The organism is Streptomyces sp. NPDC051662, from assembly GCF_040681655.1.
Classification (GTDB): Bacteria; Actinomycetota; Actinomycetes; order Streptomycetales; family Streptomycetaceae; genus Streptomyces.
Map to the genome: position 1 here is coordinate 137,397 of NZ_JBFAZD010000014.1, position 20,810 is coordinate 158,206.

Genomic DNA, 20,810 nt, shown 5'->3' on the forward strand with positions numbered 1-20,810 from the left:
TTGGGAAACCAGGGGGCGGAGAGCAGCGGTGCCGAGAGTTGGATCGACAGTCGCGAACGGGAAGACAGGGAGTCGAAGTGAGTGAGTCAGGCAGGAAAGTGAGTGAGTCAGGCAGGAATTCGGGCGCGTTTTTCCTCCTCGGGGTGGTCGCCTTCGTTACGGGGATCGTTTTCTGGATCGTCTCGGGCAGGGCCGCGTCGACCGTGAGCTTCGCCTGTTCGTCCGTCGTATTCGCGGGTGCGTGGCTGTTCGAGAGGATTTCGCGGCGGGGAGAGGAAGAGTGACGCCTACGGCCTCCCGCGCGCCGGTCATGAGGAGTACGCGGCGGAAGCCGGGCTGACCGCTCCGGTCGCCAGGCCTACGGCCCGTCGCCTCGGGCGGGTCCGCCGCCTCACGTCACGCCCAGCGCAGCGCGAACCACAGCTCCATCCGTACGTCGGCGTCGTCCAGATCCGCGTCCAGCAGGGCCGCGCAGCGTGCGATCCGCTGGCGGACGGTGTTGCGGTGGACGGTCAGGGCCACCGCCGTACGGTCCCAGTTGCCGTGCAGCGAGAGCCAGGCGCGCAGTGTCTCGGTCAGGGCAGGGGAGCCGGTGAGCGGCGCGAGGCGGGTACGGGCGTGGGCGGCGGCCTCCTCGGGGGCGAACAGGCCGGTGAGGCCCTCCCCCTGGTGGCGTACGAGCGGGGTACGGGTGGCCTCGGCGCGGCGCAGCGCGCGCTCGGCGCGGGCGTCGGCGGCGGCCAGCTCCACCGGTTCCACCGGCTCGCTGACGCCCAGGGTCCAGCCGGGCCTGGCGGTGACCTCGCGGTCGGTGACGATCCGGGTCGTGGTGCCGTCCGTCTCGACCAGCGCGCTGCCCAGCTCCGCCGCCAGCGCGCCCGCCGCGAACGGCGTGGAGCCGCCGCGCGCGTGCACCACCCTCCACGGCCCCGGCCCGAGCAGCGGCGCGGCCTCGGCGGGCGTGGCCCCGAGCAGCAGCCGTACGAGCGCCGCCGACCGGCCCGCCTCGGCCGCGCTCTGATGCGGGGCCGTGAGCAGGGACAGCAGGACGACGGCGACGCCGGCGACGGTGTGGTCCCCGGCCTCACGCACCCCGGTGACCACGCCGAGGACGAGGCCCTGGCCGCCGCCGAGCGCGTAGGCGGCGAGATGGGCGCCCTGGGCGGTGTCGGTGGCGGACGCCGGTCCGCCACGTACCACCCGGGCCAGCCGGGCGAGGGCCGTACGCGCCCCCGGCGACGGGGCGTGGCCCGTGGTGTACAGCTCCGCGCCGTCCGGCGCGAACAGCACCGCGCGGCCCCTCAGCCGCGTCGCCAGCTGCCGCAGCACCGCGGGCACCGGGTCCTGACGCGCGGCGGCTGCCGCCAGGCCCTGCTGCGCCTGGGTCACCCGGCGCAGCTCACGGTGGCGTGCCTCCGCCATCAGCCGCCACACCCCGCGTGCGACCGTGGTGAACGGGGTACTGGGCGGTACCTCCAGCAGGGGCAGCCCGTGCCGGTCGCACGCCTCGACGAGCGCGGGCGGCACCGTGTCGTACACCGGCGTCACCCCGAAACCGAGCGCCCCCGCGCCCGCCTCGACCACCCGCGCCGCGTACTCGTCCGCGTACGCGTCGCTGAGCTGGACACCGGCGGTCAGCAGCAGCTCCCCGCCGAGCAGATACGGATACGGATCGGCCATCTCGGAGGTGTGCACCCAGTGCACCACCTGGGAACCGTCGTCCGGCGGCCCGGCGATCCGGCGCAGCCCGAGGTCACGGTCCGCGAGCAGTGCGGCCAGTGGAATCGGCGGAGTGGGCGGGGGAGCGGCGGGGCGCGCGGTGGGGTTCGTCATGGACGTTCCATCCATCATTCGTCTGCGGGATGGATGAAACGTACACTTCAGCGATGCTTTCCGGCCACCTACCGTCATGACCCACAAGAACGCGGGATGAAGAGTCCGAATCGAGACGGAGAAAGCCCATGGCTGTCGATTACGCGGTGATCGTCGTCTATCTGGCCGGCATGCTGGCCATGGGCTGGTGGGGCATGCGCCGCGCCAAGTCCAAGAGCGAGTTCCTGGTCGCGGGCCGCAGGCTGGGTCCCTGGATGTACTCGGGCACGATGGCCGCGATCGTCCTCGGCGGCGCCTCCACGATCGGCGGGGTCGGCCTCGGTTACAAGCACGGGCTCTCCGGCGCCTGGATGGTCTTCACCATCGGCCTCGGCCTGCTCGCCCTCTCCGTCTTCTTCTCCGCGCGGATCGCCCGGCTGAAGGTCTACACCGTCTCCGAGATGCTCGATCTGCGCTACGGCGGCCGGGCCGGGGTCATCTCGGGCATCGTGATGTGGGCGTACACGCTCATGCTCGCGGTCACCTCGACCATCGCGTACGCCACGATCTTCGATGTCCTCTTCGATCTGAACCGCACCGTCTCGATCATTCTGGGCGGCGCGATCGTCGTCGCGTACTCGACGCTCGGCGGCATGTGGTCCATCACGCTCACCGACATGGTGCAGTTCGTGGTCAAGACCGTCGGGGTGCTGCTGCTTCTGCTGCCCATCGCGGTGGTCAAGGCGGGCGGGTTCAGCGAGATGAGGGCGCAGCTGCCGGACGAGTACTTCGCGCCGTTCGGCATCGGCGGCGAGACGATCTTCACCTATGTGCTGATCTACACCTTCGGCATGCTGATCGGACAGGACATCTGGCAGCGGGTGTTCACGGCGCGCGGCGACAAGGTGGCGCGCTGGGGCGGCACCGTCGCCGGTACGTACTGTCTGGTGTACGCGCTGGCCGGAGCGGTCATCGGGACCGCCGCCAAGGTGCTCTACCCGAATCTGGGCAGCGCGGACGACGCGTTCGCGACCATCGTCAAGGACGAACTGCCCATGGGTGTACGGGGGCTGGTGCTGGCCGCCGCACTCGCGGCCGTGATGTCGACCTCCTCGGGCGCCCTGATCGCCTGCGCCACCGTCGCGAACAACGACATCTGGTCGCGGCTGCGGAGGGCCGGCGGCCGGGGCGGCGGGGCGGACGGCGCCGAGCACGACGAGGTCAAGGGGAACCGGCTGTTCATCCTGATCATGGGGATCGGCGTCATCGTCATCGCGATCGCGCTGAACGATGTCGTCGAGGCGCTCACCGTCGCGTACAACCTGCTCGTCGGCGGGCTGCTGGTGCCGATCCTCGGCGGTCTGCTCTGGAAGCGCGGGACGGTGTACGGCGCGCTGGCCGGCGTGATCGTCGGCGGTCTGGCCGTCGTGGGGCTGATGGCGACGTACGGCATCCTCGCCAATGAGCCCGTCTACTACGGGCTGTTGTCCTCGCTGGCCGCCTATCTGATCGTCAGCCTGGCGACCAGGCCGACGGACGAAGCGGTGCTGGCCGCGTGGCGGCGCCGGCTCGCGGGCGAGGCCGATGACGAGACCCCGTCCGAACCAGCCGTTCCCGTGGGCTGAGGGCGGGCGACGCACGACCCGGACCGGCCCCTTGTCAGTGGGCCGGTCCATTCTTGACAGAGCACCACACAGCGACGCGTATCGGTACGCGGCGCAGCACAGCGGTACGCAGCCGCGCGGAGGCGCGCGGAGCCACACGAGCAATACCCGGAGAGGCCCGACGATGAGCAGCAACGGCAACGAATCCCAGGTCACCGGCGCCGGGGGCCATGACGACGGGCCACGCGGCCCGGTCGACTCGTCCCGCGTCCCGCGCTACGCGGGCCCGGCGACCTTCGCCCGGCTGCCCCGCCTCGACGAGGTCGGCACCGCCGATGTCGCCGTCGTCGGCGTCCCCTTCGACACCGGCGTCTCCTACCGTCCCGGTGCCCGCTTCGGCGGGAACGCGATCCGGGAGGCGTCGCGCCTGCTGCGCCCGTACAACCCGGCCCAGGACGCCTCCCCGTTCGCGCTCGCGCAGGTCGCCGACGCCGGGGACATCGCCGCCAACCCGTTCAACATCAACGAGGCCGTCGACACCATCGAGGCCGCGGCCGACGAACTGCTCGGGACCGGCGCGCGCCTGATGACCCTCGGCGGCGACCACACCATCGCGCTGCCGCTGCTGCGCTCGGTGGCGAAGCGGCACGGCCCGGTCGCGCTGCTCCACTTCGACGCCCATCTGGACACCTGGGACACCTACTTCGGCGCCGAGTACACCCACGGCACGCCGTTCCGCCGGGCCGTCGAGGAGGGCATCCTCGATACGGAGGCGCTCTCCCACGTCGGTACGCGCGGCCCGCTGTACGGCAAGCGGGACCTGGACGACGACGCCAAGATGGGCTTCGGGATCGTCACGTCCGCCGATGTGATGCGCCGGGGCGTGGACGAGATCGCGGACCAGCTGCGGCAGCGCATCGGGGACCGTCCGCTGTACATCTCCATCGACATCGATGTGCTCGACCCGGCGCACGCCCCGGGCACGGGCACGCCGGAGGCGGGCGGGCTGACCTCCCGTGAACTCCTCGAAATAGTGCGGGGGCTGGCCTCCTGCCGTCTGGTCTCGGCGGATGTCGTCGAGGTCGCGCCCGCGTACGACCACGCGGAGATCACGTCCGTCGCCGCCTCCCACACGGCGTACGAACTGACGACGATCATGTCCCGGCAGATCGCCGCGGGAAGGGCGTCGAAGTGACCCACGACCACGATCACGACCACGGGCCCCGGCCCCTCACCCCGGAACAGACCGCCGCGGCCCTGGCGCCGCCCGCCGGGCGCAACGGCGGTGACCTGGTCGTCGAGACGCTGTACGGGCTCGGCGCCACGACCGTGTTCGGGCTGCCGGGACAGCACGCGCTGGGCATGTTCGACGCCCTGCGCCGGTCCTCGCTCCAGTACGTCGGCCTCCGCGTCGAGAACAACGCGGGCTTCGCCGCCGACGCGTACGGCAGGGTCACCGGCGAGGTCGCCCCGCTGCTGCTCTCCACCGGCCCGGGCGCCCTGACCTCGCTCGCCGCGCTCCAGGAGGCGGCAGCCGCCTCGGCGCCCGTCCTCGCCATCTCCAGTCAGGTCCCGACGGCCGGGCTCGGCGGCGGCCGGCACGGCTATCTGCATGAACTCCGCGATCAGCAGGCGTCCTTCCGCGACATCGTGAAGTCCGTGCACCCCGTCCGCGCCGCCTCCCAGATCCCGTCCGCGATCGCGGCGGCCTGGGAGTCCGCGCTCACCGCGCCGCACGGCCCGGTCTGGGTCGAGATCCCGCAGGACGTCCTCCTCGCCGAGACGTCCCTGCCGGTCGTCAGCGCCATGGACGCCACGCCGCGCGAGCTGCTGCCCCGTCCCGAACTGACCGCGGTGGCCGCGCACGCGCTGTCGAACGCCGCCCGCCCGGCGATCATCGCGGGCGGCGGAGTCGTACGCGCCGACGCCGCGGGCAAGCTCCGCGCGCTCGCCGAGAAGCTGTCCGCCCCGGTCGTCACCACCTTCGGCGGCAAGGGCGCCTTCCCCTGGGAGCATCCGCTCTCGCTCCAGTCCTGGCTGGAGGACCGCCACACCACGGACTTCCTCGAAGACGCGGACGTCCTGCTGGTGGTCGGCTCCGGGCTCGGTGAACTCTCCTCGAACTACCACACGTTCAGGCCGCGCGGCCGGGTGATCCAGATCGAGGCGGACCTCGGCAAGCTGGAGTCCAACCACCCCGCTCTCGGCATCCACGCCGACGCGCGCAACGCGCTGGCCGCGCTGCTGGACGCGGTGAGCGAGCGCCGGGACCCGGCGGGCGCGGAGTCGGTCCGTACGGTCCTGACGAAGGTACGGGCGAGGATCGCCGCCCAGGACCTCACCCTGGAACAGCGGGTGCTCGCCTCCGTACGCGAGGCCCTGCCCGCCGCGGCCCCCAGCTTCTGGGACATGACGATCCTCGCCTACTGGGCCTGGTCCGCCTGGCCGGGCCCGATGCACTCCGGCCAGGGAGCCGGCGGTCTCGGCTACGCCTTCCCCGCCGCCCTGGGCGCGGCGGCGGCCGACCGTACGAAACCGGTTCTCGCGGTCTCGGGCGACGGTGGCGCGATGTACTCGCTCGCGGAGCTCGCCACCGCCCGCCAGTACGGCCTGCCCGTCACCTGGCTGATCGTGGACGACGGCGGCTACGGAATCCTGCGCGAGTACATGACCGACGCCTTCGGCGAGGCGACCGGCACCGAGCTGTCCCGCCCGGACTTCGTGGCGCTGTCCGAGTCCTTCGGTGTCCCGGCGGTCCGTACCACCCCGGAGTCCCTGCGCGAGGACCTGGCCGAGGCCCTCGCGGCACCGGGCCCGTCGGTGGTCGTACTGCCCGCCCTGCTCAGGATGTTCGCCCCGACCCACCTCTGACCGGGAGCCCGTGGGCGTGGGGGGTGGCGGTGCGGCACCCGCGGGTGCCGGGCGGCGCGTGCGGCAAGGGCGACAGTTGTGACAATCGCGACATCGATTGGCCGTACAACCATTCACTCGTACGTGTGCATCATGTTCAGCGAGCGCGCCGCGGAGAGCGCGCTCGCTGACGCACCAGGGGTGGGAATCCTTCATGACTCACCAGCGAATACTCCGGCGTGCCCGGGGCCCGCTCGCCGCTGCCCTGGCGGCGGGCGTACTCGTGCCGATGACCGCGGGAGCGGTGCCCGCCGGGGCGGCGGCTCCGGCCGTCGCCTGCACCTCGGACAGGGCCGGGCTCGGGGCCGAGCTCGCCAAGGACATCACCGCGTCGCTCAAGGGCCGGAAGTCCACCACGGCCCTCGCCGTCCACGACCGCACGACCCATACGCGCTGCGGCCTCCGTGCCACGCGGCAGTTCGACTCCGCCAGTGTGGTCAAGGTCACTGTCCTCGCGACCCTGCTCTGGGACGCGCGGAAGACGAACCGCGAGCTGACCGAGCGTGAGACCGAGCTCGCCACGGCCATGATCACCAAGTCGGACAACGCGTCGACCAGCGCACTGTGGAAGCAGCTCGGTTCGACGAAGGTCAAGGGCTTCCTCAAGGCGGCGGGGATGACCCGGACCGTTCCCGGCGCGGGAGGCTCCTGGGGCCTCACCCAGATCACCGCGGAGGACCAGGGGCAGCTGCTGTCCCTGGTCACCGCCGAGAACACCGTGCTCGGCGCCGACTCGCGCGCCTTCATCCTGGACCGGATGCGCAAGGTCATCCCGTCCCAGCGCTGGGGCGTACCGGCGGGCGCCCCGGCCGGCGCCACCGTCCAGCTCAAGAACGGCTGGCTCCAGCGGTCCACCCATGGCTGGCGCGTGCACAGCGTCGGCGCGTTCACGGGCAAGGGCCACGACTACACGATCGCCGTGCTCACCCAGGACGACAAGACGATGAACGACGGCATCAACACCATCCAGGCCGTCGCCAGGGCCGTCCACAAGGACCTCGCCCAGGCCGGCGCCTAGAGGTCTCGGAAGGTCTCAGAAGGTCGCGGAAGGTCTCAGCACCGAGGTCCCATCAAGGTCCCAGATCGAGGTCCCAGCACCGGGGGTCCTAGGACTCGCTGCCGAGTGCGTCTCGGTCCGCCGACCGGTATTTGTTGCGGAGGGATGAAATCCGCGACGGCCCGCGTTGGTGCCTTCCGGCAGTTCAGGTCGATCGGGAGGCACTCAGTGGCGGCGGCGGAGCAGGGCTGGGCACGGCGGCTCACCGGGTACGCGTGGCGGTATCGGCGCAATGTGGTGCTCGCTCTCGGGTCCTCGCTCGCCGGTATGGCGGTGATGGCTCTCGTCCCGCTGATCACCAAGGTCGTCATCGACGATGTCATCGGGGGCGGCGACCGCTCCCTCCTCGTCTGGACCGGTCTGCTGATCGTCGCGGCCCTCGCCGTCTACGTCATGACGTTCATCCGCCGTTACTACGGCGGGCGGCTCGCCCTCGACGTCCAGCACGATCTGCGTACGGAGATGTACGACACCATCGCCCGGCTCGACGGGCGGCGCCAGGACACGCTCTCCACCGGCCAGGTCATCGGCCGCGCCACCAGCGACCTCCAGCTCATACAGGGCCTGCTCTTCATGCTGCCGATGACCATCGGCAATGTGCTGCTGTTCCTGATCTCCCTCGTGATCATGGCGTGGCTGTCACCGCCGCTGACGCTGATAGCGCTGGCGGTCGCCCCCGCCGTCTGGTTCATAGCCCGCCGCAGCCGCACCCGGCTGCACCCCGCCACCTGGTACGCCCAGTCGCAGGCCGCGGCCGTCGCCGGGGTCGTGGACGGGGCCGTCTCCGGCGTACGCGTGGTCAAGGGGTTCGGCCAGGAGGACCAGGAGACCGGAAAGCTCCGCGAGGCCGGCCGCAAGCTGTTCGCCGGGCGGTTGCGCACCATCAGGCTCAACGCCCGCTACACCCCCGCACTTCAGGCCGTCCCCGCGCTCGGGCAGGTCGCGATGCTGGCGCTCGGCGGCTGGCTGGCCACCCGGGGACAGATATCCCTGGGCACGTTCGTCGCCTTCTCCACCTATCTCGCCCAGCTCGTCGGTCCCGTCCGGATGCTCGCCATGGTGCTGACCATCGGGCAGCAGGCGCGGGCCGGGGTGGAACGGGTGCTGGAGCTGATCGACACGGAACCGAGCCTTCAGGACGGTACGAAGGAGCTGCCGGCGGACGCCGAGGCGTCGGTCGAGTTCGACGACGTGTCGTTCGCGTACGAGGACGGGCGGTCTGTTCTCGAAGGCTTCTCGCTGGAGATGCGGCCCGGCGAGACCGTCGCCGTCGTCGGCTCGTCCGGCAGCGGAAAGTCCACCGTCTCGCTGCTGCTGCCCCGCTTCTACGATGTGACGCACGGCGCGGTCCTCGTCGGCGGCCATGACGTACGCGAGCTGACCCTCCACTCGCTGCGGGCCGCCATCGGGCTCGTACCGGAAGACAGCTTCCTCTTCTCCGACACCGTCCGCGCCAATATCGCCTACGGAAAGCCGGACGCCACCGAGGAGGAGATCCTCCGGGCCACGCGCGCCGCCCAGGCCCACGGCTTCATCTCCGAACTGCCCGGCGGCTACGACACCAAGGTGGGCGAGCAGGGCCTCACGCTCTCCGGCGGACAGCGCCAGCGCATCGCGCTCGCGCGGGCCATCCTCACCGACCCCCGGCTGCTCGTCCTCGACGACGCCACCTCCGCCGTGGACGCCCGGGTGGAGCACGAGATCCATGACGCGCTGCGCGCCGTGATGGCCGGCCGTACGACGCTGCTCATCGCCCACCGCCGCTCCACCCTCGGACTGGCGGACCGGATCGCCGTACTGGACGGCGGCCGGCTCGCCGACATCGGTACGCACGAGGAGCTTCAGCGGCGCTCCGCCCTCTACCGGCGGCTGCTGACCGAGCCCGACGAACTGGGCGGGGTCTCGCCCGGTCACACCCCGGTCGCCGCCGAGTCCGAGGCGTCGGTCGAATCCCTGGAGTCCCTGGAGCCACGGGAGTCCGTGGACTCGCTGGAATCCCTGGGGTCCACAGGGTCTCCGGGGTCTCCGGGGTCCGTGGCGGACGCCCGCGCGCTCCAGGCCGAGATCGACGCGGAGTTCGACGCCGAGCGCGGCGTCACCCCCGCGCTGTGGGAACGGAACGAGGCATGCGGGGATGGCTCGTCCGACTCCGCTGCCCCCGGTGCCACGCCCGAACTGCTCGCCCAGGTCGAGGCGCTGCCCCCGGCCACCGACCAGCCCGCGATCGACGAGGCGCGCGCCGTGGCCGCCGAGGACGCGTACGGGCTGCGCCGGCTGCTGCGCGGGTTCGGACCGCCGCTGCTGGTCAGCCTGGCGCTCGTCGCCGTCGACGCGGGCATGGGCCTGCTGCTCCCGGTCCTCATCCGGCACGGCATCGACCAGGGCGTCGAGCAACTCGCCCTCGGCGCCGTCTGGACGGCCGCCTCGCTCGGTCTGCTGACCGTACTCGTCCAGTGGGCGGCGCAGATCGGTGAGACCCGCAAGACCGGCCGCACCGGCGAACGTGTCCTCTACGCGCTACGGCTCAAGATCTTCGCCCAGCTCCAGCGGCTCGGACTCGACTACTACGAGCGTGAGCTGACGGGCCGGATCATGACCCGTATGACGACCGACGTCGACGCCCTGTCGACCTTCCTGCAGACCGGGCTCGTCACCGCGTTCGTCTCCGTCGTCACCTTCTTCGGCATCCTGGCGGCGCTGCTGGTGATCGATGTGGAACTGGCGCTGGTGGTCTTCGCGACCCTGCCCGTGCTGATAGTCGGTACGTACTTCTTCCGCCGCAAGAGCGTGCAGGCGTACGAACTGGCCCGCGAGCGCATCAGTGTCGTCAACGCGGACCTCCAGGAGTCCGTGTCCGGGCTGCGGATCGTCCAGGCGTTCCGGCGCGAGAAGGACGGCGGCGAGCGCTTCGCGGCCCGCAGCGACCACTACCGCTCGGCGCGGGTACGGGGTCAGTGGCTGATATCGGTCTACTTCCCCTTCGTTCAGCTGCTCTCCTCGGTGGCCGCCGCCGCTGTGCTGATCGTGGGCGCGGGACGGGTGGAGGCGGGCACGCTGACGACCGGCGCGCTGGTCGCGTATCTCCTCTATATCGATCTGTTCTTCGCGCCCGTGCAGCAGCTCTCGCAGGTCTTCGACGGCTACCAGCAGGCGACCGTCTCGCTGGGCCGGATCCAGGAACTGCTGCGGGAGCGGACGTCGACGGCCGCCCCGAAGGAGCCGCTGGACGTGCTGTCGCTGCGTGGTGAGATCGCCTTCGAGGGGGTGGAGTTCTCGTACGGAGGTGAGCCCGCCGACGGCGTCGCCGGCGCTGGCGTCGGCGGCGTCGGCGGCGGAGTCCCCTCCGACGGAGGTGCGGAGGCCGCGCTGACCGGGGTGGATCTGCGGATACCGGCCGGCCAGACCGTCGCCTTCGTCGGTGAGACCGGCGCGGGCAAGTCCACGCTCGTCAAGCTGGTCGCGCGGTTCTACGACCCGACCGCGGGCCGGGTGACCGCGGACGGCACGGATCTGCGTGAGCTGGACATGACGGCGTACCGGCACCGGCTCGGTGTCGTACCGCAGGAGGCGTATCTCTTCGCCGGTACGGTCCGGGACGCCATCGCGTACGGGCGCCCCGAGGCGACCGACGCGGAGGTGGAGGCCGCGGCCCGCGCGGTCGGCGCCCACGAGATGATCGCCACGCTGGACGGCGGCTATCTGCACGAGGTGTCCGAGCGTGGCCGCAATCTCTCCGCGGGCCAGCGCCAGCTGATCGCCCTGGCCCGCGCCGAGCTGGTCGACCCGGACATCCTGCTGCTCGACGAGGCGACCGCCGCGCTGGACCTGGCGAGCGAGGCACTGGTCAACCAGGCCACCGACCGGCTCACCGGCCGCCGTACCACCCTGGTGGTCGCCCACCGGCTGACCACCGCGGCCCGTGCGGACCGGGTGATAGTGATGGACCACGGCCGGGTCGTGGAGGACGGCACACATGAGCAACTGCTCGCGCTGAACGGCCGGTACACCCGCCTGTGGAGCAGCTTCATCGGCGAGGAGGAGCCCGCGGCGGTGCGATGAGACGCGCGGGGGCGCGCGGGGGCGGGGCCCGGCGTACGGCCCGGTTGTACGGGGAGCGCTTCCGCAACCGTCCTGGCTCCCCACGCGTCGTACGCATGTACACCCGAGTAGCCAAGGGGGGCATTCGTGTTCGGTTCGGCAGGGACGGCCGGGAGCGGAATCGGGGTCAGAAGACCGCTGCTGCACTGTCTGGTGGTGCTGATCGCCGCGGGAGCCTCTGTCCTGGCCGGTCCCGGTGCGTCAGGCGCCGAGGCCGCGTCGGTCTGTTCGGGCAGACCGCAGAAGACGGTCAGCTTCGCCACCGGTGAGCTGCGGGTCTACAAGGACCGCGCCTACGCCTGCGCGGTCACCGTCGCCAAGAACCCCGGGTCCAGGCGCGCGATGTCGGTCAGTCTCCAACCGCGCGGCGGTAGCCCGGTCGTGGACAGCGGCGACTACACACAGCGGGCCGGCCCGGTCACGGTGCACGCGCTGAACCGCTGTGTACGGGCGACGGGAGCCGTCTCGGGGCGGAAAGGATCGACCGGCTGGATCCTCTGCTGAGGATTGCGCGGGAGCCCGGCGGGATAAAACGGTCAAGAAGACTGGCGGGTCGGGCAGTGATCGGGCTAGGTTCACGGCGTCTGTCATGAACACAGGGAGTGTGAATGCGCAAGGCGCTGAGATGGGTGCTGTCGCTCGTGCTGGTGATAGGCACGGTGGCCACAGCCGGCGCGGCCACCGCCGCCGATCGGGGTGCGGGTCGGAAGACCGCCGCCGACACCACTGACATCAAGGACCGAATCCTCGCGATCCCGGGGATGAGCCTGATCCAGGAGAAGCCGTACGAGGGTTACCGCTACTTCGTACTCAACTACACGCAGCCGGTGGACCACCGGAAGCCGTCCAAGGGCACGTTCCAGCAGCGCATCACGTTGCTGCACAAGGACACCAGCCGGCCCACGGTCTTCTTCACCGGCGGCTACAACGTCTCCACCAACCCGAGCCGCAGTGAGCCGACCCGGATCATCGACGGCAACCAGGTCTCGATGGAGTACCGCTTCTTCACCCCGTCGCGCCCGCAGCCGGCCGACTGGTCGAAGCTGGACATCTGGCAGGCGGCCAGCGACCAGCACCGGATCTTCACCGCGCTGAAGAAGATCTACCCCAAGAACTGGCTCTCCACGGGCGCTTCCAAGGGCGGGATGACCGCCACGTACTTCGAGCGCTACTACCCGCGCGACATGGACGGCGTCGTCGCGTATGTCGCGCCCAACGACGTGTGGAACGACGAGGACTCCGCGTACGACCGGTTCTTCGAGCGCGTCGGCACCAAGGAGTGCCGCGACAAGCTCAACGCCGTGCAGCGCGAGGCGCTGATCCGGCGCGAGCCGCTGGAGAAGAAGTTCGAGGAGTGGGCGGACGCCAACGGCGCCACGTTCAACACGATCGGCACGCTCGACAAGGCCTACGAGGCCACCGTGCTCGACTTCGTCTGGGGCTTCTGGCAGTACAGCCTGCTCTCCGACTGCGACAGCATCCCGGCGGCCACCGTCTCCGACCAGGAGATCTTCGACACCGTCGACTCGATCTCCGGCTTCTCGGCCTATACGGACCAGGGCCTGACGACGTACACGCCGTACTACTACCAGGCCGGCACCCAGCTGGGCTCGCCCGACATCAAGCAGCCGCACCTGGGCAATCTGAGCCGGTACGGCTACCAGCCGCCGCGGAACTTCGTACCGCGCGACATCCCGATGAGGTTCAACCCGCTGACGATGCCGGACGTCGACAACTGGGTCCGTCACCACGCGAACCAGATGCTGTTCGTGTACGGCGAGAACGACCCGTGGGGCGCGGAGCAGTTCCGCCTCGGTCGCGGCGCGCGTGACAGCTATGTGTATGTCGCGCCGGGCGCCAACCACGGCGCCAATGTCGCGGGTCTGGTCCCGGACCAGCAGGCGAAGGCCACGGCCCGGATCCTCGCCTGGGCGGGCGTCTCCCCGGCCGCTGTGCAGCAGGACGAGTCGAAGGCGAAGCCGCTGGCTCCGTTCGACTCCAAGCTCGACCGTCAGAAGGTCGAACGGCAGCAGACCTTGAGGCCGTAGCCGGACAGTTCCGGCCGTAGCCGGACAGTTCCGTGAGGTGCCCGCCGTTCACCAGGCCATCAGGTCCGGTGCACGGCGGGCACTTCGCTGTCCTCGGCGCCGGTGGCTGCCTGTCGGTGCCTGTCGGTTCAGTAGCCCAGTCCATGGCCGAGGGGATACAGCACCCGCGCCGGATCGTCCGCGCGCTGCACCGGCACCGGCAGCCGGCCCCTGGGCCGCGCCCGGCCCGCGATCACCCGTGCCGCGGCGCGCAGCTCGACATCGGTCCACGAGTACGCGGCGAGAGACGCGGTGACACCGGTCAGCAGCGCGATGTCGTACGGATTGCGGATGGCGACCGTGACGACGGGCACGCCGCTCGCGGCCAACGCGCTGACCAGCGTCCGCTGTGTGCTGGTGGCCGAGACGTTGTACGTGGCCACGACCACCGCGTCCTTGCCCCGCGCGGCCGCCACCGCCGACTCGATACGCGCCGCGGTCGGCGCCGTACCGGTGGACAGGGCCGTGGCGGAGAAGCCCAGTTCGGTCAGGGCGGCGGCCAGGACGGCCGTCGGCGGACCCGTCGTCCCGGAGGGCGAGGCCGGATCGGCGCCCACGACCAGCAGCTCCCTCTCCCGGCGGCGGCTCAGTGGCAGCAGTCCGCGGTCGTTGACGAGCAGGGTGGTGGTGTTCTCCGCGATCCGGTCGGCGGCGGCGAGATGCGTCCGGGTGCCGACCTCACGGTCCACGTCCCGTGACGAGACATAGGGATCGCCGCGGAACAGCCCCAGCCGCTCCTTCAGTTCGAGGATGCGCAGCACCGACTCCTCGACGCGCCGCTCCGTCAGCTCGCCGCTCCTGACCGCGGCCAGGACGGCGTTCCACGCCACCCGGAGGTCCGGCGGATTGAGCAGCTGGTCGACGCCCGCCTTCAGCGCGAGGACGGGCACCCGGTCGTCGCCGTACTTCTGCCGTACGCCCGCCATCCCGAGCGCGTCGGTGATCACCAGGCCGTCGTAGCCGAGCTGTTCGCGCAGCACGCCGGTGACGATGGGGTGCGAGAGGGTCGCCGGGTCCTCGCTGGGGTCGAGGGCGGGGACGACGATATGCGCGGTCATGACCGAGGTGACACCGGCGGCGATCGCGGCCCGGAACGGTGGCGCGTCCAGCTCCGTCCACTGCTCGCGGGTGTGGTGGATGGTGGGCAGCGCGTAGTGGCTGTCGTCCTTGGTGTCGCCATGACCGGGGAAGTGCTTGGCGGCGGTGGCGATCCCGGCGCTCTGGTACCCCTTGACCTGGGCGGCGACCATCCCGGCCACGGCCCCCGGATCGGCGCCGAAGGACCGTACGCCGATGACGGGATTGGCCGGATTGACATTGACGTCCGCGTCGGGCGCGTAGTTCTGGTTGATGCCCATGGCGGCCAGCTCTCTGCCCGCGATCCGGGCGGCCTCCTGGGCGTCGGAGTGCGAACGGGACGCGCCGAGCGCCATCGCGCCGGGCAGCAGCGTGGCGGGCTTGCCGACCCGGGCGACGATGCCGTGCTCCTGATCGGTGGCGATGAGCAGGGGCACGGGGACGCGCTGGGCCAGACCGGCCTTCTGGATGCCGTTGGAGAGACCGGCGATCTGGTGCGGATCACGGGTGTTGTGCGCCCAGGCGAAGTAGATGATGCCGCCGACGTGGTACGTGGAGATCAGCTCGGCGGCCGTGCGGACCCCGATCTCGGCGAGGTTGGCGTCGATGTCGGCCTGGTCGGGCGCGGTGGCGGAGTGGCCGTACACCCGCATGACGAAGAGCTGGCCGACCTTCTCCTCCAGGCTCATACGGCTGATGAGACGGCGGAGGCGGTCGCGGCGATCGGGGGCTCGCTCGTGGGGCGGGGGGACGGCGGCGGTCGCGGGGACGGTGGCGGTGGTAACAGCCGCCGCCGCTACGGCGGTTGCGGTGAGGAGGGCGCGTCTGGAGATGGTCCGGTCGTGCACTGGTGCTCCTTCCGGCCGTGCGCTGCGAGGGAAGTGAAGGAAACTTCCAAGATTTACGGATATCCGGAAAATAAATTCCAGTCAAGGGACGCGCCACGGAAAGCGTCTGCGAGGCGGGCACGGCGGCACGGCGGCACGGCGGCCGGCCCGGCCCGCCGGTCAGGCGGCGGCGACCGCCGGCCAGTGCCGCCGCAATGTCTCCACGGTCACCGTGACCGCCGGACGTCTGGCCGCTCCCGTCCGCCAGAGCGCGTACAGCCTGCGTATCGGTACGGGGTCGAGGGCGATCGCCCGTACCCCCTCGGGCAGTGGCCCGCGCCCCAGCCGCGGAATCATGGCGATGCCGAGCCCCGCCGCCACCAGCGCGAGCTGTGTGTGGTTCTCCTCTGCCTGGTGGGCGAGATCGGGCTCGCATCCGGCCGCGCGCAGCGTGCGCACCAGCCAGTCGTGGCAGACCGTCCCGGGCGGCTGGCAGATCCAGCGCTGCCGGGACAGATCCTCCCGCCGTACGGAGGGCCGCGCCGCCAGTGGATGAGCCACCGGCACGAGCACATCGCACAGGTCGTCCCCGATGACCGCCTGCTCCACGCCCTCGGGGGCGGGCAGCGGCGCGATGTCCCAGTCATGGGCGACCGCCAGATCGATCGCGCCGCGGGCCACCAGATCGATGGAGAGATGCGGATCGATCTCCCGCAGCCGGACATCGAGAGTGGGGTGGCGCCCGGCCAGCTCCGCCAGGACGCCGGGGAGCAGACCACGCGCCGAGGAGGCGAATGCCCCGACGACGAGCTGCCCGGTCGGCTCCCCTCTGCGCTCCTCAAGCGTGGTCTCGGCGCGCTCCACTATCGCGAGCAACTCTTCGGCGGTGGAGGCGAGATGGCGTGCCTCGTCGGTCAGCGCCACGCCGCGCCCGCGCCGCTCAAGCAGGGTCGTACGGGTCTCCCGCTCCAACTTGGTGATCTGCTGCGACACGGCCGAGGGCGTATAGCCGAGAGCGGCGGCCGCCGCCGCTACGGAACCGTGGACGGAGACCGCGTGCAGCGCGCGCAGCCTGGCCAGATCGAGCATCGCTGCCCCCTTTCCCGGAGAATCATAAGCAACACTGAATTCCACTATGAAGAAATCCGCGCTGGTGCTACATAGTCCGGCCCGGTGATCCTCTGTGCATGCGCACCACTCATATCGCTCTCGCCGTTGTCGTCACCGCCGTCTGGGGAGTGAACTTCGTCGTCATCGAGGTCGGGCTCGGCCACTTCCCGCCGCTGCTCTTCTCGGCTCTGCGCTTTCTGGCGGCGGCGCTGCCCGCGGTCTTCTTCGTGGGCCGGCCGAAGGTCGCCTGGAAGTGGGTGATCGGGGTCGGACTGGTGCTGGGTGTGGCCAAGTTCGGACTGCTCTTCGTCGGCATGGATCAGGGCATGCCGGCCGGTCTCTCGTCGCTCGTCCTTCAGATCCAGGCCGTCTTCACGGCCCTGTTCGCGGCGATGGCCCTCGGCGAACGGCCGGGCCGCGTACGGCTGCTGGGCATGGCTGTCGCACTGGCCGGTATCGCGGTCGCGGCCGTCGACGAGGGAACCTCGGGCCCGCTGCTCGCCTTCACGCTCGTCATCGCCGCCGCGGCCTGCTGGGGCGTCTCCAATGTGCTCACCCGCAAGGCGTCCCCGCCCGACGCCCTGAACTTCATGGTGTGGGTGTCGGCCGTACCCGTGCTGCCACTGCTCGGTCTGTCGCTGCTGTTCGAAGGCCCGGACGCCGACCTGGCCGCGCTGCGCGCCCTGGACGGGACCGGTATCGGTGTCATCCTCTATGTCGCCTGGGTCACGACCGTCTTCGGCTTCGGCGCCTGGGGCTTCCTGCTGCGCCGCTACCCCGCCTCCTCCGTCGCGCCCTTCTCACTGCTGGTCCCGGTCTTCGGGATGTCCTCGGCGGCGCTGCTGCTGAGCGAGTCCGTCAGCCCCCTGCGCTGGTGCGCGGCGGCGCTGCTGGTCGGGGGAGTGGCCCTGACCTCACTCTCCCGCGCCGGAGGCCGCACCCCATCGCCCCACCCCGAGCCGCTGCCCACCGAGCCGCCTTCCGCCACCTCCACTCACACCGCGAACACCGCGAACACCGCCGCCGGGCCGCTGACACCGACGTCCTAGATCAGCCCCTCCAGATGCTCCCGCCCCGCCGCCAGCAGCCCCGGCAGCTCCTCCGCCGCCGGATACCAGCGCTTCTCGTACTCCCAGCACACCCAGCTGTCGTCATCGAGGAGCGCCAGACACTCGCCCAGGGGCAGTACCCCCGCCCCCAGCGCCAGCGGCGTCGTGTCCTCCGCCGAGGCGATGTCCTTCACCTGGACATAGCCCAGGTACGGGGCGAGCGCCGCGTGCGTGGTGGCCGGCGCCTCGCCGCCCAGCCAGGTGTGCATCACGTCCCACAGCGCCCCCACGTGCTTGTGCCCCACCGGCCCGAGCACCCGGGCCGCTGCCGCACCCGTGCGGTGCGAGTCATGTGTCTCCAACAGGATCCGTACGCCGTAGTCCGCCGCCCGCTCGGCCGCGGCGCCCAGCCGTCGCGCGGCCGTCGCGTCGGCCTCGGCCGCGGGCTGGTCGCCGCCGCCGGGGAAGACCCGGACGAAGGAGGCGCCCAGATCCCGTGCCAGCCCCAGCAGTTCGTCCAGCTCCTGCCGCAGCGCCTCCTCGTCGGCGTCGGCCTTCGCCACCCGCACATATCCGGCGACCGTCAGGATCTCGATTCCGGCGCGCTGGAACTCCTCGATCACCGCGGCCCGTTCGCGTGGCCCGATGCCCGGATGGACCGGCTCCTCCGGGTGGGCGCGCAGCTCCACCCCCTGGTAGCCGGTCCCGGCGGCGAGCGCGAGGACATCGGGGATGGGCAGACCCGGTACCCCAAGGGTGGAGAAGGCGAATTTCACGGTGTTATTCCTTTCTGACAGGGGGTGGCTCCTGTCCCGAGTGGGAGCCGCCAGTCCTGGCCGACCAGATCCGCTCCGTACGAGTGGTGCGGGGTCTCCGAGACCAGCGTGAATCCGGCGCGCTGGTAAAGGGTGCGGGCGGCGGCGAGGACGTCATTGGTCCACAGCGTCAGTTCCTGATACCCCGCCTCGCGTGCGAAATCCACCACCGTCCCGATCAGCCGCTTCCCGAGGCCGTGTCCCCGGGCGCCGGGCTCGACCAGCAGCAGCCTCAGCCTCGCGGTGCCGGGAGCCTGGTCCCGTACCTCCGGCGCGTCGTCCCGAACGCACATCACGGACCCCACGGGGACGCCGGCGAGCTCGGCGATCCAGACCCGCTCCAGCCGGGAATCGTGGTCCGCCGCGAAGTCCGCGACGATCCGGGCGACAAGCCCCTCGAACTCGGTGTTCCAGCCGTACTCCGCGGCGTACGCGGCGCCATGGCGCTGCACGATCCAGCCCAGCTCGCCGGGCATCGGATCCCGCAGGACCGGCTCGTCGCGGTGGGGCGCCGCCCGGCCGTCGGCGCTGAAGATGTCCTGCACGGTCCGCATCGCGTCCGCGAGCCGGAGCCGCTGCGCCGGCTCGACCCGGGCGAGCAGCGAGCCCACCGCCTCCCGTGACCGCTCGTCGAGCAGCGCCGCGGCCTCGCGCCCCTGCGGTGTGAGCGTGATCCGCTGGCGCCGGGAGTCCCGCTCGGACGGCGCGCGTCCGACCAGCCCGTCCTTCTCGAACTTGGTCAGCAGTCTGCTCAGATAGCCGGCGTCGAGCGACAGCTCGACCCGCAGATCGGCGGCGTCGGTGCGCGGCGCGTGGGCCAGCTCGTACAGCACCCGGGACTCGGTGAGCGTGTACGGGGTGTAGAGGTGTCTGCTGTAGTCGAGCGCCCCGATGAGATTCGTGTAGAAGCGGTTGAACGCGCGGATTTCCTGGACGGCCATGATCAACCCCCGAGCTTTTCTTTGACTGAGTCAACGCTACGTCGCTCCGCGGAGGCTCGGCAAGGCCCCATCCGCGCATTGGCGTCAGCTCGCCATCCGTCGCCTGCCACCCGTCGCCCGCCACCGCCATCCGCCACCAGTTGCCCGCCCCCCCCCGCCCCGCGACTGGTCTGCCGGTCAGCCGGTCAGGCGGCTATGTGGTCAGCCGGTCAGCTGGTCAGCCGGTCGGTCGGTCGGCCCCGGCCCCGGTCCACTCGCGGCGGCGCCGTCGACGCCCGCGCCATCAGCTCGGCCGTGATCGTGGCGATCCCGCCGGGCGGCGGCGTCTCCGTGCCCATCGCCAGCCGGCCCGCACGCGCTCCCGCCTCGTGCAGCGGCAGCCGCACCGTTGTCAGCGCCGGTGTCGCGTCGACCGAGAACGGCAGATCGTCGAAGCCCGCCACCGATACGTCCTCCGGGATGCGCAGCCCTTGATCGCGTACCGCCGCGCACGCGCCCAGCGCCACCGTGTCATTGGCGGCGACCACGGCGGTCAGATCCGGTGCGCGGCGCAGCAGCTCAAGCGTCGCCTCATAGCCGGACCGACGGCTGTAGGGGCCGTGGACGACCAGCTCCTCCCGCCCCTCGCCGGATCCCGCGCCCGGCCCCGGATCTCCCAGTCCCGCCGCCGCCATCGCGGCCTGGTGTCCCTCCAGCCGGTGCCGGGTCGTCGTCCGCTCCAGCGGACCCGCGACATAGCCGATCCTCCGGTGGCCCAGTGTGAGCAGATGCTCCGTCAGCCGCCGCCCGCCGCCCCGGTTGTCGAAGGCCAGCGAGGCCACGATCGCGTCGCTGCCCGGCAGCGGCGGGCGTCCGCACAGCACCACCCGGGTCCCCGCGTCGGCGAGTTTCGCCAGCTTCGTGGCCATCGCGGCAATATGGCCCGGGTCTTCGAGCGCCCCGCCGGTGAGGATGACGGCCGCGGCCCGCTGGCGCTGGAGCAGGGTCAGATAGGTGAGTTCACGCTCGGGTGAACCGCCCGTGTTGCAGACGACGGCGAGCTTCTCGCCGCCCGCCCGGCCGGTGCCCTCCTGGCCGCCGATCTCGGTCTGCGCCGCGCCCGCCATGATCCCGAAGAACGGGTCCGCGATGTCGTTGACGAGGATGCCGACCAGATCGGAGGTGGCGGCGGCCAGCGAACTCGCGGGCCCGTTGAGCACGTAGTCCAGATCGTCCACCGCGCGCAGCACGCGCTCCCGGGTGGCGGCGGCGACCGGGTAGTTGCCGTTCAGTACGCGGGAGACGGTGGCGGGCGACACCCGGGCGCGGGCCGCCACATCCGCCAGGGTGACTGTCATCGCTTTCCTCCGAGGGGACGAGGGTGATCGAGGTGCGTTCGGGGCGAGATCGGGGCGGGACCGGTACGGGATCGGAGCCGGGCTCT

General features: G+C 71.3%; 15 protein-coding genes. 9 read left to right on the top strand and 6 right to left on the bottom strand.

What is annotated here, in order from left to right:
• Window positions 1–77: 77 nt before the first annotated feature.
• Window positions 78–284, top strand: coding sequence for a hypothetical protein (locus AB0M67_RS23890; RefSeq protein WP_365748451.1), 207 nt, complete (start codon window positions 78–80; stop codon window positions 282–284).
• A 112-nt stretch (window positions 285–396) separates the two neighbouring features.
• On the opposite strand, the gene AB0M67_RS23895 is transcribed toward AB0M67_RS23890, so the two are convergent.
• Window positions 397–1,833, bottom strand: coding sequence for a PucR family transcriptional regulator (locus AB0M67_RS23895; RefSeq protein ID WP_365748453.1), 1,437 nt, complete (start codon window positions 1,831–1,833; stop codon window positions 397–399).
• A 128-nt stretch (window positions 1,834–1,961) separates the two neighbouring features.
• Here AB0M67_RS23895 and AB0M67_RS23900 point away from each other — a divergent pair, with 128 nt between their 5' ends.
• From AB0M67_RS23900 to AB0M67_RS23930, 7 genes are all read left to right on the top strand, one after another.
• Window positions 1,962–3,437, top strand: coding sequence for a sodium:solute symporter (locus AB0M67_RS23900; protein ID WP_365748454.1), 1,476 nt, complete (start codon window positions 1,962–1,964; stop codon window positions 3,435–3,437).
• Window positions 3,438–3,600: 163 nt separating this feature from the next.
• Window positions 3,601–4,611: an agmatinase gene (gene speB, locus AB0M67_RS23905; protein WP_365748456.1), complete on the top strand. Its 1,011-nt coding sequence runs from the start codon at window positions 3,601–3,603 to the stop codon at window positions 4,609–4,611.
• A complete protein-coding gene (locus AB0M67_RS23910) occupies window positions 4,608–6,287 on the top strand; it encodes a thiamine pyrophosphate-binding protein (RefSeq protein ID WP_365748458.1) in 1,680 nt (559 codons plus the stop codon). The genes speB and AB0M67_RS23910 overlap by 4 nt, the downstream gene beginning before the upstream one ends.
• A 193-nt stretch (window positions 6,288–6,480) precedes the next feature.
• On the top strand, window positions 6,481–7,344 hold the full coding sequence (locus AB0M67_RS23915) for a serine hydrolase (protein ID WP_365748460.1): 864 nt from the start codon (window positions 6,481–6,483) through the stop codon (window positions 7,342–7,344).
• 207 nt (window positions 7,345–7,551) lie between these two features.
• Complete coding sequence (locus AB0M67_RS23920; RefSeq protein WP_365748462.1) at window positions 7,552–11,442, top strand: ABC transporter ATP-binding protein; 3,891 nt, start codon at window positions 7,552–7,554, stop codon at window positions 11,440–11,442.
• Window positions 11,443–11,631: 189 nt separating this feature from the next.
• Window positions 11,632–11,985, top strand: a complete 354-nt coding sequence (locus AB0M67_RS23925; protein ID WP_365748571.1) for a hypothetical protein — start codon at window positions 11,632–11,634, stop codon at window positions 11,983–11,985.
• A gap of 104 nt (window positions 11,986–12,089) precedes the next feature.
• Window positions 12,090–13,529, top strand: coding sequence for a S28 family serine protease (locus tag AB0M67_RS23930; protein ID WP_365748464.1), 1,440 nt, complete (start codon window positions 12,090–12,092; stop codon window positions 13,527–13,529).
• 128 nt (window positions 13,530–13,657) lie between these two features.
• Here the strand turns inward: AB0M67_RS23930 and AB0M67_RS23935 are convergent, their stop codons facing one another.
• Window positions 13,658–15,493, bottom strand: coding sequence for a glycoside hydrolase family 3 protein (locus AB0M67_RS23935; protein ID WP_365748466.1), 1,836 nt, complete (start codon window positions 15,491–15,493; stop codon window positions 13,658–13,660).
• Between the two features lie 159 nt (window positions 15,494–15,652).
• Window positions 15,653–16,561, bottom strand: coding sequence for a LysR family transcriptional regulator (locus AB0M67_RS23940; protein WP_365748467.1), 909 nt, complete (start codon window positions 16,559–16,561; stop codon window positions 15,653–15,655).
• A gap of 98 nt (window positions 16,562–16,659) precedes the next feature.
• On the opposite strand from AB0M67_RS23940, the gene AB0M67_RS23945 reads away from it, so the two are divergent.
• Entirely contained in the window at window positions 16,660–17,631 is a 972-nt protein-coding gene (locus AB0M67_RS23945; RefSeq protein ID WP_365748469.1) for an EamA family transporter, read from the top strand.
• Here AB0M67_RS23945 and AB0M67_RS23950 read toward each other — a convergent pair.
• From AB0M67_RS23950 to AB0M67_RS23960, 3 genes are all read right to left on the bottom strand, one after another.
• Window positions 17,628–18,407 (bottom strand): sugar phosphate isomerase/epimerase family protein, encoded by a 780-nt coding sequence (locus AB0M67_RS23950; protein WP_365748471.1) that lies wholly within the window; start codon window positions 18,405–18,407, stop codon window positions 17,628–17,630. The two genes, AB0M67_RS23945 and AB0M67_RS23950, sit on opposite strands and share 4 nt — an antisense overlap.
• Window positions 18,404–19,387, bottom strand: coding sequence for a helix-turn-helix domain-containing GNAT family N-acetyltransferase (locus AB0M67_RS23955; RefSeq protein ID WP_365748473.1), 984 nt, complete (start codon window positions 19,385–19,387; stop codon window positions 18,404–18,406). Before AB0M67_RS23955 ends, AB0M67_RS23950 begins: the two co-directional genes overlap by 4 nt.
• Before the next feature lie 209 nt (window positions 19,388–19,596).
• The gene (locus AB0M67_RS23960) at window positions 19,597–20,724 is read right to left on the bottom strand and encodes a LacI family DNA-binding transcriptional regulator (RefSeq protein ID WP_365748475.1); all 1,128 of its coding nucleotides are present in this window, start codon (window positions 20,722–20,724) and stop codon (window positions 19,597–19,599) included.
• Window positions 20,725–20,810: the final 86 nt, after the last annotated feature.